This is a genomic window from Actinocrinis sp. (assembly GCF_035605935.1).
Classification (GTDB): Bacteria; Actinomycetota; Actinomycetes; order Streptomycetales; family Catenulisporaceae; genus Actinocrinis.
The window spans coordinates 26,023-39,255 of record NZ_DATNGK010000266.1; the positions used below are offsets into that span (position 1 = coordinate 26,023).

General features: G+C 68.2%; 15 protein-coding genes. 8 read left to right on the forward strand and 7 right to left on the reverse strand.

Going from position 1 to position 13,233, the window contains the following annotated elements:
- Positions 1 to 93: 93 nt before the first annotated feature.
- On the reverse strand, positions 94 to 807 hold the full coding sequence (locus tag VN779_RS21225; RefSeq protein ID WP_325726074.1) for a methyltransferase: 714 nt from the start codon (positions 805 to 807) through the stop codon (positions 94 to 96).
- Positions 808 to 1,056: 249 nt separating this feature from the next.
- Between VN779_RS21225 and VN779_RS21230 the strand changes: the two genes are divergently transcribed.
- Positions 1,057 to 1,668, forward strand: a complete 612-nt coding sequence (locus VN779_RS21230; protein ID WP_325726076.1) for a hypothetical protein — start codon at positions 1,057 to 1,059, stop codon at positions 1,666 to 1,668.
- 123 nt (positions 1,669 to 1,791) lie between these two features.
- Entirely contained in the window at positions 1,792 to 2,097 is a 306-nt protein-coding gene (locus VN779_RS21235) for an adhesin (protein ID WP_325726078.1), read from the forward strand.
- 100 nt (positions 2,098 to 2,197) lie between these two features.
- Here the strand turns inward: VN779_RS21235 and VN779_RS21240 are convergent, their stop codons facing one another.
- Complete coding sequence (locus VN779_RS21240; RefSeq protein ID WP_325726080.1) at positions 2,198 to 3,682, reverse strand: SGNH/GDSL hydrolase family protein; 1,485 nt, start codon at positions 3,680 to 3,682, stop codon at positions 2,198 to 2,200.
- A gap of 157 nt (positions 3,683 to 3,839) precedes the next feature.
- Here VN779_RS21240 and coaA point away from each other — a divergent pair, with 157 nt between their 5' ends.
- Together coaA and VN779_RS21250 are read left to right on the forward strand one after the other, a co-directional pair.
- Positions 3,840 to 4,889, forward strand: a complete 1,050-nt coding sequence (gene coaA / locus VN779_RS21245) for a type I pantothenate kinase (protein ID WP_325726082.1) — start codon at positions 3,840 to 3,842, stop codon at positions 4,887 to 4,889.
- A gap of 79 nt (positions 4,890 to 4,968) precedes the next feature.
- Positions 4,969 to 5,388: a CBS domain-containing protein gene (locus VN779_RS21250; protein ID WP_325726084.1), complete on the forward strand. Its 420-nt coding sequence runs from the start codon at positions 4,969 to 4,971 to the stop codon at positions 5,386 to 5,388.
- Between the two features lie 138 nt (positions 5,389 to 5,526).
- Here VN779_RS21250 and VN779_RS21255 read toward each other — a convergent pair whose 3' ends face one another.
- Positions 5,527 to 5,865 (reverse strand): STAS domain-containing protein, encoded by a 339-nt coding sequence (locus VN779_RS21255; RefSeq protein WP_325726086.1) that lies wholly within the window; start codon positions 5,863 to 5,865, stop codon positions 5,527 to 5,529.
- A gap of 147 nt (positions 5,866 to 6,012) precedes the next feature.
- Entirely contained in the window at positions 6,013 to 7,563 is a 1,551-nt protein-coding gene (locus VN779_RS21260; protein ID WP_325726088.1) for an MFS transporter, read from the reverse strand.
- A 163-nt stretch (positions 7,564 to 7,726) separates the two neighbouring features.
- Between VN779_RS21260 and VN779_RS21265 the strand changes: the two genes are divergently transcribed.
- The gene (locus tag VN779_RS21265; protein WP_325726090.1) at positions 7,727 to 7,960 is read left to right on the forward strand and encodes a hypothetical protein; all 234 of its coding nucleotides are present in this window, start codon (positions 7,727 to 7,729) and stop codon (positions 7,958 to 7,960) included.
- A 145-nt stretch (positions 7,961 to 8,105) separates the two neighbouring features.
- Positions 8,106 to 8,441 carry a hypothetical protein gene (locus VN779_RS21270; RefSeq protein WP_325726092.1) on the forward strand — a complete coding sequence of 112 codons (336 nt, stop codon included), beginning with the start codon at positions 8,106 to 8,108 and terminating at the stop codon, positions 8,439 to 8,441.
- 351 nt (positions 8,442 to 8,792) lie between these two features.
- Here the strand turns inward: VN779_RS21270 and VN779_RS21275 are convergent, their stop codons facing one another.
- From VN779_RS21275 to VN779_RS21285, 3 genes are all read right to left on the reverse strand, one after another.
- Positions 8,793 to 10,538: a serine/threonine-protein kinase gene (locus VN779_RS21275; RefSeq protein ID WP_325726094.1), complete on the reverse strand. Its 1,746-nt coding sequence runs from the start codon at positions 10,536 to 10,538 to the stop codon at positions 8,793 to 8,795.
- A 149-nt stretch (positions 10,539 to 10,687) separates the two neighbouring features.
- On the reverse strand, positions 10,688 to 10,882 hold the full coding sequence (locus VN779_RS21280; protein ID WP_325726096.1) for a DUF397 domain-containing protein: 195 nt from the start codon (positions 10,880 to 10,882) through the stop codon (positions 10,688 to 10,690).
- The gene (locus VN779_RS21285; protein WP_325726098.1) at positions 10,882 to 11,736 is read right to left on the reverse strand and encodes a DUF5753 domain-containing protein; all 855 of its coding nucleotides are present in this window, start codon (positions 11,734 to 11,736) and stop codon (positions 10,882 to 10,884) included. The genes VN779_RS21280 and VN779_RS21285 overlap by 1 nt, the downstream gene beginning before the upstream one ends.
- Positions 11,737 to 11,968: 232 nt before the next feature.
- Between VN779_RS21285 and VN779_RS21290 the strand changes: the two genes are divergently transcribed.
- Entirely contained in the window at positions 11,969 to 12,400 is a 432-nt protein-coding gene (locus tag VN779_RS21290) for an STAS domain-containing protein (RefSeq protein ID WP_325726100.1), read from the forward strand.
- A 141-nt stretch (positions 12,401 to 12,541) separates the two neighbouring features.
- Positions 12,542 to 13,159: a flavin reductase family protein gene (locus VN779_RS21295; protein ID WP_325726102.1), complete on the forward strand. Its 618-nt coding sequence runs from the start codon at positions 12,542 to 12,544 to the stop codon at positions 13,157 to 13,159.
- Positions 13,160 to 13,233: the final 74 nt, after the last annotated feature.

Below are 13,233 nucleotides of genomic sequence, written 5' to 3' on the forward strand. Positions count from 1 at the left end.
CCGGGCAACCACGCGGCGCGGGCCGCGAGGAGAGATCGGCGGTGTCCTGCGCGGAGAGGCGCAATCACCGTGATCGACACGGAAAGTTACATATCAGACGGCTGAAGCGCTGCCGGGGGTGAGCCGGAACACGTAGTAGTCCACGCGCACGCCCTCCTTGACCAGATCGCGGTGCGCGAGGACTTCAGTGTGCAGCCGGTGTTCGGCAATCAAGCCGCGTAGATAGCCGAGGTCACCGGAGGAGCCGAAGGCGATCAGCATGCGGCCCTCGGGAGCCAGATACCGGTGCGCCTCGCGGAAGAACGTGGTCATCGCGCGATAGTTCTCGTCGGTGCTGGCCGCCTCGAGTAGATCGCGCGGCGCGAACCAGCGATACGGCGGGTCGAACACGATCAGGTCGAACTCGCCGTCGACCGCGCTGAACACGTCGCTCTCGCGGACCTCGACCCGGTCGGCGACCCCGTTGGCCTCGGCATTCTCGCGCGCCGCCGCGATCGCGACCGGGTTGATGTCCACCGCGAGCACCCTGCGCGCCGTGCCGGCCGCGAGGATCGCGTTGACGCCGCTGCCTGTGCCCATGTCGAGCACCCGATCCTCTTCCCTGACCTCGGCGAGCACCACATTGCCCAGAAGCTCGTGCATACCCGTGATCGGCATCACCTCGGGTGGAACGATCAGGGTCCGGCCGAGATAGTCGAAGGTCTGGCCGCCCGCTCCCTCGGCCTTCATCGCCTGATACGCGCTCAGGTGCCAGGCCCGGATGCGCTCTACCTGGTCAGCGGAGACGGTGGGGACGAAATCGGTCACCGCCGCAGCTTAGGGCGACCGAGGAATGGGGGGCGGATCAGCGAGCGGGTCGAGGGCCGAGTCTGGCAAGGCGGAGGAGGTAGGCGCAGCGGTGTTCTGCGTCGACCGACGACAACGCAGCCAGGCGAAGGCCATCGGCACGAGAGCCCGGCCCCCATTCCTCGGTCGCCCTTAGGGTGGTATCCGGCGTGTCGCGACGGATAATCCGTTCAGGGCGGTGCGCTCAAGTAAGGCTCGGAAGGAAAACAGGTGTCACAGGCGCAAGACGGCCCAGTCAGCTGGGACCGTGAAGACCGGCTCGCGGAGGCGGTCGCCGAGCTCTCGCAGACCTGCGATGAGCTCGTCGGGCTGTCCACCGCGCTCTCGGCCATCGACCGGCAGGACCGGCTCGGGGATTCCGGCAGGTCCGTGGGGCGGCACGTGCTCGACGTGCTGACCAAGACCCGCCGCGAGCTATCAAAGCTGCGGTGCGTCGTGGAGGCCAGGGCGCTGGAGAACCTGGTCGTGCTCGCCCGGCTCGAAGTGCGCCGCCTGCACGAGATCACCCGCGGCGCGCGGCTGGAGTACAGCGATTTCAAGACCCTCAGCGCCCAAGGCGCGACGCGGGAAGCGGTCGAGGACCTCGTGCACCGGCCGGAAGCGATCACGCACGCGCAGAGCTATGTGGACTACGGGCACCGGGTGATCGAGCCGATGCTGCAACGGTTGCTGGACGAGACCAGCGCCAAGTACGACGACCTGGCCGTCGCCACGGCGGAGGGTGACGCGATGCCGGACCCGTCGCTGCTGTTCGAGCTGCGCGAGTACATCGTCGGTTTGCGCGACGCGCAGGAGCCGGATCATCTGACGAACCTGCTGTGACACGGCATCCGTGCCCCAGGCGGTGCCTGGCGCGCGCGAGTTTTCCGCGGATCGGACCGTTTGGGTCAGGCTCAGGGGGTACTGCGGGGCGGACCCTGGAGACGGACAGTGAGGAGAAACCCCGTGCTCGCAGTTACCCAAACGGCCGTGGGCGTCATCCACGACCTGACCACCCAGCCGGGCCTGCCCGACGGGACCGGCCTGCGGATTGCCCCGCAGCCCGCGGACAACGGCGAAGGCCCCGCCTTCGCGCTCTCGTTGACGCAGACCCCGCAAGTGGCGGACGAGGTCATCGAGACCCCGGACGCGCGGATCTACCTGGAGCCCGCGGTATCGCAGCTGCTCGACGACAAGGTGCTCGACGCGCGGATCGACGAGCAGGGCGAGATCGCCTTCATGATCTCGCAGCAGCCGCCGCAAAGCGTGTAGCGCACTCAGAGCGGCAGTCCGCGTGGGCCTGAGGCGTCTGACGCGGACTCATCTTGAGACGGGACTGTCGGTCTTCGGCGTCGGCTTGGTCAGGTGCGTGTCACTTGACGCCGGCGGCGGAGACCGACAGCGCGTCTTTGGTCAGCGCCTGCTGATCCGCCAGCGCGATCGTCAGTTCCCCGGCCGCGGTCGGATGGAACGGCGCGGCGTCTTTGAGCCCTTGCACGTAGGACTGGCTGCTGCACAGTTCGTGACCGGCAAAGCTCGGGCGCACCGTGATGAATCCGAAGGTCTGGGCGCCATCCGCGAGCACCGTGTTGAGTGTCGTCAGACGTGATGAGAGCACCTTCGTCTTCGCGGGCGTGAAGCCGACGCTGCTCAGGCAGCTCAGGTTCGGCCCCAACGGGTCGAAGTATGTGTTGACCAGAACGCGCGGATGCTGCGGCAACGTGGCCAGGTCGTGCAGCATCTCGTAGTACGCGCGAGTGAAATCGTGCAGGTTGCTCTGGAAGTAGGCGGTGGACGCCTGGTCGTCGCAGGCGGCGGCCATCACGCACAGCGCCTCGGTGGCGACCCACTTCAGATCGTTCGCGCCGATGCTCACCACGACCACCGAAGCGTGGTCCGCCTGCTCCAGAACGCCGATCTGCGGCGGTACGGTCAGCCCGCCGGTCAGCTGCGGGCCGAGAACACCCTCGCTCACGGTCGCGCCGCTGCACGCCAGATTCAGCACGTTCCAGCCGTTGGCTTGGGCCAAGTCCGCCGCATAGGAGTCGGCGCTGCGGCCACAGGCCTTGTCCAGCGCCGAGGCGTGTGCGACCGGCGGGTTGCCGATCGCGGCCGCGGTCGAGTCGCCGATGACGACGGCCTGCACGCCCGGAAGGTGCGCACCGGCCGCATTCGGGGCGGCCGGGCCGAGCGCGCTGTCACCGACCAGATCGCTGAGCGACTTGACCTGCCGCAACGTGCTGGGCGCCCCGGTGGCGAAGGCGGCGACCGCGCCGACGTTCGCCGCGACCGCGACCAGCGTCCCGGTCACCACGACCTTGAGCATTCTGCGGTGGGTGTAGTGGCGCAGGCCCGAGAAGGCGAGCAGCAACAGGACCGCGAACCCGGCCGTTACCGCCGTCTGCCAGAGGAAGTAGTGCTCCCAGCCGCTGACCAGGCTCGCGGCCAGCCGGCTTTGCGCGCTGGCGCCGCCGTGGTCCGCGGAGGTCTGCACGAACTGGGTGAGCTGGCTGTCGATGGTGATGTGGGTGAGTTCGAGCTTCGGCCGGATCAGGCCGCTGAACTCCAGGGTCGTGGGCACGGACTGGCCGAAGAGGTCCATTTCGCCCGGACCGGACAAAGCCAGGTGCGGTGAGGTCGCGCCGACCTTCAGGGTCTGGCCCGCGGCCGAGACCGACTGTGCGGGCGTCACCAGCAACGCCAGCCAGGCCGCCACCGCGGCGACGAGCAGCAGGGCGAGGGAGACGGTGGTGGCGCGGCGGGTGCGGCCCCAGAACCCGCGGCTGCGCAGGATGCGGCTGACGAGGTTGGCTGGAGGCCGTTCGAAGATGCGCCGCGAGAGGTTGCTGTGGCTCAAGAGACTCCGGTTCACACACGAATCAGCACAGGACGCTCATCATCTCATAGGACGATCCAAAAGCGGACTATTGTGCGAAGCTCGCCGCGCTGCTCGCGCTTCCACTGCCCGCCGCCCCGGCGGCCTGCCGGCCCGATCTCTCGGCCACAATGGACCAATGTCGATCTCCGCCGGAGCCTCCGCAGCAAGCCGCGCGGCCGCCGCAGGCTCGTCCTCCGCGCCAGCGGGCACCGTGCGCCGTGGCGAGGGCTCGCCCTACGTCGATCTCGATCGAGCGGCCTGGAGCGCGTTAGGCGAACGCACGCCCTTGCCGCTCACCGCAATTGAGGTCGAGCAGTTACGCGGTTTGGGCGACATGATCGACCTGGACGAGGTACGGGAGATGTACCTTCCGATCTCCCGGCTGCTCAACCTCTACGTCGCCGCAGTACACGGTCTGCGCGGTGCCTTGGACACGTTCCTCGGTGCGGGCACGGACGAGAAAGACGACGACGGCGACGCGGCGAGCCGCACGCCCTTCGTCATCGGGATCGCGGGCAGCGTCGCGGTCGGCAAGTCGACCACCGCACGCCTGCTCCAGGCGTTGCTGGCGCGTTGGCCGGAGCACCCGCGCGTGGAACTAGTGACCACCGACGGCTTCCTGTTCCCCAACGCCGAACTGGAGCGGCGTGGCCTGATGGCGCGTAAGGGCTTCCCCGAGTCCTACGACCGCCGGGCGCTGACCCGCTTCGTGGCTGACGTGAAGTCAGGCAGGCCGGAGGTCAGCGCGCCGGTGTACTCGCACCTGGTGTATGACATCGTGCCCGACGAGCGGCTGACGGTGCGCCGCCCGGACATCCTCATCGTCGAGGGTCTCAATGTGCTGCAACCAGCTGCCCTCGGCACCGACGGCCGCATCCGCATGGGCCTGGCCGACTACTTCGACTTCAGCATCTACGTCGACGCGCGCACCGATGACATCGAACGCTGGTACCTCGACCGGTTCGCGCAGCTGCGCGCCACCGCGTTCACCGACCCTGACTCGTACTTCCGCCGCTTCGCCGCGCTCTCCGAGCAGGAGGCCTTGGCGCAGGCGCGCACCTTCTGGCAGCGCATCAACCTGCCGAATCTTGTGGAGAACGTGCTGCCGACCCGGCGGCGCGCGACGCTCGTGCTGCGTAAGGGGCCTGATCACAGTATCGAACGAGTGTGGCTGCGCAAGCTGTGAGCTGATCCGTTTCGAATCGCGGTCGCGGGTAGGCGGGAGCAAATACAGAAAAAGGACCGCGATTGTGGAAGAAGGGACCATGCAGACGAAGATCGCCGACGTGATGAGCCCCGTCCCGGTGACGCTGCCGCTGACCGCCCCGATGCGCTCCGCCGCCACGCTGATGCGGGACACGAACATCGGCGCCGTGCTGGTGGTGGACGGAGACGAGCTGCTCGGCATCGTCACCGACCGCGACCTGGTGGTGCGCGGGATGGCCGAGGGCGCCGACCCGGACATCGCGTCGATCGCCGAGGTGACCACCGCCTCCCCGATCACCCTGGCGCCGGACGACGACCCAGCCGAGGCGGCCGCCCTCATGCGCCGGCACGGCATCCGGCGCGTCCCGGTAGTGGATCGGGGCACCGCGGTCGGCATCGTGTCGCTGGGTGACCTGGCCAAGGACCGGGACGACACCTCGGTGCTCGCCGACATCAGTGCGCAACCGCCGACCGGCTGACGGGTGCGGCGCAGTCGGCCGCTACCCGCGCGCAACGTATCGGCGGCGTGACACAACCTGTGTCACGCCGCCGATTCGTGTGCCGGTGACTGTGAACTGCGAGCCGCCCTGTTGTCCAGTTCAACTGGACACCGCTGGTCAGCCCGCGAGCGCGCTCGGCACGTCATCGCGCATCTGGAGATAGCCGGCCGCGCCGGCCAGGTCCAGCACGCGCTGCACCGCCTGCTGCGGAGCGACGATCCGGAACACCGCGCCCTCGCTCTCCGCACGCTTGTGCGCCTGCAGCAGGATCCGCAGGCCGCTGGAATCGAGGAACGTCATATCCGTCCCGTCCAGCACCACGAGCGTGCCGGGAAGCAGCAGCGGCTCGAGCGTCTCCCACAGCTGATCCGCGGCCGCCAGGTCCAGCTCGCCGCGCGCGGTCACCACCCGGCCGCCTTCTTCGGCTGGCCCGACGCCGACCTCGAAACGCTCCATGGAAGCTCCATTATATTGCTGTAAGAGTCCTGTTGCCCCTTCGGTCCCACCTTATCGCTGATTCGGACGCATGCGAAGGGAGCCCGGACTATGCCCGGGCTCCCGACTCGCAAACGCCTCCCGCCAGCTGAGTCGAACGAACCTTCCCTAGCCGGACTGCGCGGTCCCGGTGGGCCGGATGGTCGGCGTGCGCGTCGTGATGGCGGTGGACGCCGCCGCCGTCGCCTGCCGCACCAGCGAGAGCGGGCGGGCGATGCTCTCCAGCGACTGGCGTTCCGCCGCGATGCCGAGCGCCAGTTCGACCAGCCCGCCGACGACCATCACCGCGGCGCCGATCAGATAGCCGATGAACAGCATGTTCCGGTTGGAGCCGTTGCCGATCAGGTGGCCGTAGAAGACCGGGCCGAGAGCGCCGAAGCACTGCGCGATGGCGAAGAAGACCGCGATGGCCTGCGCCCGCACCTCCAGCGGGAAGATCTCGCTGACCGTCAGATACGCGGCGCTCGCCCCGCTCGAGGCGAAGAAGAAGATGACGCACCAGGCGATCGTCTGCGTCGTCGCGGTGAGCACGCCGGAGCGGAACAGCTCCGCGGTGATGGCCAGCAGCACGCCGGAGAGCAGGTAGGTCGCGCTGATCATCTGCTTGCGTCCGATGGTGTCGAACAGCCGCCCGATGGTCAGCGGCCCGGCCAGGTTCCCGACCGCGAAGGCGATGAGGAACCAGGGCGCCGCATTCGCCGCGACCCCGTAGAACTTGGTCAGCACCAGCGTGTAGGTGAAGAAAATCGCGTTGTACAGGAAGGACTGACTGATCATCAGACTCGCGCCGAGTACCGAACGCTTCGGGTACTCGGAGAACAGGACTTTGACAAGCGCGAGGTATCCGGTGCGCTCGACCGGCTCGATCTCCATGAGCCGGTCCTGCGGCACCCGCTCCAACTGCCCGCCGCGGCGCGCGACCTCGTCCTCGATCGCGCGGATCGACGCCTCAGCCTCGGCCTCCCGGCCGTGCATCACCAGCCAGCGCGGGCTCTCCGGCAGGTTGCGCCGCACGAAGATCACCACGACCGCCAGCACCGGACCGACCAGGAAGCCGAGCCGCCAGCCGACGCTCTCGGAAAGCACGTTCAGCAGGAACAGCGAAGCGAGCGTGCCGAGGATCGCGCCGCCCCAGTAGGTTCCGTTGACCGCGATGTCGACCCGGCCGCGGTGCCTGGCCGGGATCATCTCGTCGATCGCGGAGTTGATCGCGGCGTACTCGCCGCCGATGCCGGTACCGGCGATGAACCGGGTGAGGTACAGGAAGCCGACCCAAGCCCAGCCCGACCCGAGCGTCAACGCGGTCAGGCCGCTGCCGACGAGGTAGACGGCCAGCGTCACCATGAACAGGTTGCGCCGGCCCAGCTTGTCGGAGAGACGGCCGAAGCCGAGCGCACCGACGACCTCGCCGGCCAGGTACACCGTCGCGATCGCGCCGACCGCGGTCGACGACATGCCGAGGGTCTGCTTCGTACTGAGCACGCCCGCGACCGCGCTGGCCACGGTGATCTCCAGACCGTCCAGGACCCACGCCACACCCAGCGCAATCACGAGCCGGGTGTGGAAACGAGACCAGGGCAGCCGGTCGATCCTGGCTGGGATCAGCGTTCGGATCCGCGCTGGTTGCGAGGGTGAGCCGTCAACATCGATGGCCGACATACGTACCTCCATTCGAAACCCCGGTGCCGGATAACCGGCGCAGCGGTGGGGCAAACGGCGGTGTCGCACTGCGTGATCGAGCCCCGCGTAAGAACCGGTCGGCCGGGTACTCGGCGCTATCGGTTCCGCGAGACGGAACTCGTATCCGGACTTAGGGAGAGCCATGTCGATCGGGGCGAGCATCACGGTGGTCGCAGTCGGCGCGATTCTCAGCTTCGCCACGCACGTGCACAGCTCGGGCTTCAGTGTGATCGCGATGGGCGGGGTGCTCATGGTGGTCGGCATCGTCGCGCTGTGCCTTCAGATCGCGGCCTTGCACCGGCAGCGCCAGATGACCGCGGCGGAGGTCCAGCCGCCGGAGCGGACCGTCGTCGTGCGGCCGCCGTCGGAGTACTAAGCCGAGGGAGTACTGAGCCGCCGACAACGTAACGCAGGACACCTGGTTGCAGCGCATTTTCCACCGCCGACGGGGTACACAAGACCGACAAACACGCACGTTGCAGTCAGTGCGGAGGCGGGCTATGGATGGAAGACGGCTCTCGGTGCGCGAGCAGCGCATTCTCGCGGAGATCGAGACGGTACTGCGCCGGGACCGGAAGCTCGACGAGCGACTGCGCGATCTTCGTTTGCCCCTCAGACTCAGGCTGCTGTCGGTCCAACGCAGGCTGCGCGGTGCAGAATTAAGCCTCTTGATACCAACGACGCTGCTCCTCGCGCTCGCCGCCGGGCGCACCGGGACTCACGCCGTGGTGATAGCGGCCTGTTGCGTCGGTGCGATGACTGTATTCCTCCTCTACGGCGCGGTGCGCGGTCGCCTGGAGCGACGCCGCAGGGAGCGATGGGGCACGAGCAGGTCCCGGATGACTTTCCCGGAGTAATAGCTTCACCGGAGTCGTAGCCGCGTCGGCCGGACGCTGAAGATGAGCGCCGCTCACGTGCGGGGTGATTGTGCGGCCCCGTATTCGTGGTCTGCGGCAACTTTCAGCTGCTTTCACGTGAGCGTCACGTCAATGTCGTTTGCTAGCTGCGGTAACGCAGTGTGATTGGTTGGTTACCTACGCTCACCGCCGCCGCGCACTACCGTCCTGACTCGATCGAACGAGCCACGCTCAGTTTCGACGAAGAGGCCACAGGCGGCACTGAAACGGGGATCCCCGAGCGCGGGTGCGACCGACGGGTCGGCGGGACGGTCGCACCCGCCCGGGATGGAAACGGCGGCGCGAGAGGCGTTAGTCGGTGACCGTGCCGGACAGGCGCTGCACCTCCGCGGTCAGCTGGTTGGCCGCCATCGCGGAAATCCGTTCCTTGCCCACCAGCTGGCCCAGCCTGCCGTCGAACTTCGCGATCTTGTTGCGGATCTCCTGCAGATGCGCGGCGCCGCCGTTGCGCTGCGCCGAGACCACCGAGTTCTCGATGTCGATGATCGAGTTCTGCAGGTCGCCGCCGCTCGTCGGATCGAGCGTGGCCGGGCCGGCCGCGACGAAGGTACGGATCTGGGCGCGCACCGCCTCCAGGTAGCGGATCGGGTCGGCGGAGGCCGCCGCGGTTATCGAAGGCGCCGCGCCACCACTCATCCGGGGCATCGGGGCACTAGCGGCTGCGGTGGGCCCGGCAGTGGGCAGCGACGGGTTCGGCATCTGGTCCGTCACCCGCGGCCCAGCGGAGATCGTGCCCGTGGCCGCGCGGCTGGTGGTGAGCACCAGCGCGACCGCTCCGACGGCCAGCAGCACGACGAGCGCCGCCATACCGAGGATCATCCGACGCGGCCCTCGCCTGCCGTCGCGATCACCTTGGTCGCGCCGCCTGCCCGTCTCGGGCTCGCCGCGCGGCCGCATCCTGCCGTCGAAGGCCGCGGTCGACTCCCCGCTCGCCGAGCCGGAGGGGTCCCCCGAGCGCCCCGACCGCCGCGAACCGTAGCCGCCGACCTCGCCGAGGTCTGCTTCGTCGTCCTCGTCGAATGCGTTGGACAGCATCGTGTTCTCGCCGGGCGGCGGCGACACGGCGCTGAACTGTCCGGCGGCCGGATAGGCCGACGCGCCCTGATACGGCACGGCGGCGCGAGGGTCCTGGCCGCCGCGCGGGTCTTGCACCGCCTCGAACGCGGAAATCGAACGGCGGCCGATGTACTCGTCGCCGAGTGGCAACCCGGCCGCCGCGGCGAGGCCGGACAGCGTCGTGAGCGCCTGGGCCGCGTTGGGCCGGAAGGCGGGATTCTTCGACAGGCAGGCGTGGCAGAACTCCACGACGCGCGCGGGCAGCCCCGGAACGTCGATCGGCGGCGGCGGATCGTAGAGCTGCGACTCGAAGATCTCGGTGATGTCTTTGCTCTGATACGGCGGATGGCCGGTCAGCGCCCAGAACAGCACGCAGCCCAGCGCGTAGATATCCGAGGCCGGCTTAGCTCGCTGCCCGCGCACTTGCTCCGGAGCCATGCACAGCGGCGTGCCGACGGTCAGGTTGCCGGTCAGATCGCCGTCGCCGGCCCCGCGCGCGATACCGAAGTCCAGCAGCTTCGCGCCGTCCGGCACCAGCATCACGTTCGCCGGCTTCACGTCCCGGTGCACGATCCCGGCATGGTGCGCGGCCAGCAGCGCGTCGGCGATCTGCGCGCACACGGACACCGCTTCGGCCCACGGCAACGGCCCTTCCTTCAGCCGCCGGGCCAGGCTGGTGCCGGTGAGCAGTTCGGTGACCAGGACCGGCACCGTGCTGCCGTCCGGGCGCGGGCTCTCCAGGTAGTCGTGGATCGCGCAGATGCGCGGGTGGGCCAGGCGGGCGAGCGCCCTGGCCTCGCGGCGCAGCCGCTCGCGCTCGGTCGGGTCGTTCACCGCGGCGCCGCGCAGCAGTTTGACGGCGACCGGTCGGTCCTGGGAGGTGTCGACGGCCTCCCACACGGTCGCGCTGCCGCCACTGCCGAGCGGCCTGACCAACAGGTAGCGGCCGGCGAGCAGCGTGCCGGGTATCGCGGGCTCCATATCCCGGATTATTGCGCCGCTCGCGGGGTGCTGGCCGAAACCATGACAGAACTGATGCCCAGTTAAGCGGTTCGTAAGGACCCGGAACGCGACAGCCGGATGGTGACGAGCCGTCACCACCCGGCCGTGGGCCTTAGCCGCCGCGCGATCTACAAGTCGAACTCGCCCTTCTTGACCCCGTCCACGAAGGCATTCCACTCGGCGTGCGTGTAGACGTGCACCGGACCGGCGCCCGCGTCCTTGGTGTCCCGCACCCTCACGGCGTGGTCGGTGACCATGACCTCCACGCACTGGCCGCCGTTGCCGCCGCTTGCGCTCGCCTTGCGCCACACATTGCGTTCCATCAGTGGGTTTCTCTGATCCTCTGCTCGATTATCCGGACAGTCTCCTCCGGCGTGAGCGCCGCGCTGCGCACCCGCTCAAGCGCTCTGCGCGCCTGGCGGACCTCCAGCGGACCGTCGTGCACGACGGTCGAGAAGATCGATTCCGAGCTCGCCACGGCCGGCCCGCCACCGCCGCCGAACTCGTAGATGTCCAGCGGCATCCGGGTCACCGGACTGGTCGCCGGGATGCTGCGGAGCACCACGTTGGGCAGCTCTGCCAGCTCTCGAAGGTGCTTGAGCTGCTCGTTGAGCACACTGACACCGCCGAAGGGGGTACCCAGGACGCTGTCCTGAAGGATCACGTCGACGAGCAACGGTTCGGGTTCGAACAGGCGGCGCTGGCGCAGCAGGCGCACTTCGACGTGTATGTCCACATGATCCGGATCGCGGATCAGCGCACTGGTCTCGAAGAGGCCCCGCATGTAGCCCTCGGTCTGCAGGAGGCCGTGGACCACGGAGTTGTGCAGCGCCAGCAGGCGCGTCGCGTCGTTCTCGTAGCCGAGGAGGGTGTAGTACGGCTCGTTGATCCAGGGTCTGAAGCGTTCCCACCAGCTGTCCGTGCGGCTTTCCCGGGCCATGGTGCACAGCCGCTCGGCGTCCGTGTCGGAGAGCTTGTAGTGCTTTGCCAGCCGGATGACGTCCATCGGGTCGATCTTGTTCTCGGCCCGCTCGATCCGGCCCACCTTGGTGTGCGCCCAACCCAGCGCCTCGCCGACCTCGCGCGTGGTGTGCCCCCGCTCTTCGCGCAGTTCCAGCAGTTCCCGGCCCAGCTGCCGTTGCAGCCAGCTCGCTTGGAACGCCATCGGGAACCCCAACCAGCAAAGAGTAAAGAGTTGGTAAAGCCACACGTCGTTGCTTGCACCGGAGCACGCTCCGGTGCATCGTCAGTTTAGTAACTTAGCGTAAAGGCATCCTCACCGTCTGACGAGATGTTAGCGCCCCGCACTCGCACACGGCGGATGCACAGCGCATCGGATCTGCACATGTTAAGCGCCGGGTTGTCGCCACGTCGGTAACTCGCGCCTCATCTCTATCTCAGGATTCGGCATGACGCTCCCCCGCGATGCGTGCGACTGCAAGACCTTCGCGGATTTGACGCTCACCATCCGTGACAGCGGATCGGCGACCGTCCTCGAGCTTTCGGGGGAGTTCGACGCATACACGGCGTACGAGCTACGCCGCTATCTCGCGCTGTATCCGCCAAGCCGGTTCGTGCATGTGGTGATGGACCTGCGGCGGCTCGGTTTCATCGACTCGGCCGGCATCGCCGTGATCGTGGCGCTGGGCAAGCAGGCCACCGCCCGGGCCGGCACCCTGCGGCTGGTGATCCCGGAAAGCCACCTGCTGGTCAAGCTGCGGCGGATGGGCCTGGTCAAGCTCTGGCCCATTCACGCCGACGTCGAATCAGCGCTCGAGGCCGTAAAACGCATCGAGACGGAGTCCGAGCGCGCACTCATTCGGCGTTCAGTGAGGTTTTAGCCACATCCCGTCCGCGCTGTGCATTCATCTTCCCAGTTAGGGGTACTGGAAGCCGCCGAGACCCGATTAAGGTCCCGGCGCGCGCACCGTACTATCTAGTAAGGTGAGGCTTACCTACTGGAGCTGAAGCTGGGAGGCTCGATGGACGGACGGCGGCGCGCGGTGCCCGGTTTCGAGCGCGCGGACGTCCAAGACGCCCCGGCCCTGCCCTTCCGGCCACGCCACCGAGCCGAGATGGCATCTGACACGCAGGAGGTCGCAGCCGGCGAGTTTCGCGAGGTGCTGGGCAACTTCGCCACCGGGGTCACCGTCATCACCACGCTGGACGGTCCGCGGCCCATCGGCTTTACCTGCCAGGCGTTCAATTCGCTCTCGCTCGACCCGCCGATGGTCTCCTTCTCCGTCGCGCGTGCCTCGAGCAGCCGCCCGCGGATACTCGCCGCCGGCCGGTTCTGTGTGAACGTGCTGGCCTTCGACCAGCACTCGCTGTGCGCCCGGTTCGCCACCCGCGAGGTCGACCGCTTCCTCGGCGTCGACTGGTGGCGCTCGCCCGGCGGCAACCCGGTGCTTGACGGTTCGCTGGCCTGGATCGACTGCACGGTCGAGGCGGAGTACCCGGCCGGGGATCACACGATCGTGGTCGGTAACGTGCGCTCGCTCGCGGTGCAGCGAGAGGCGGCCCCGCTGGTCTATCACCGCGGCGCGTTCGCCAATTGCTTCCCGGTCGCGGGTAACGGCGCGCTGCCGCGAGTCTGCTGATCAGACGGCTGATATCACAGCTGATAGCACGGCTGGCGAGACGAAGCCGTCCGCGCCTTGGATGACCATCCACG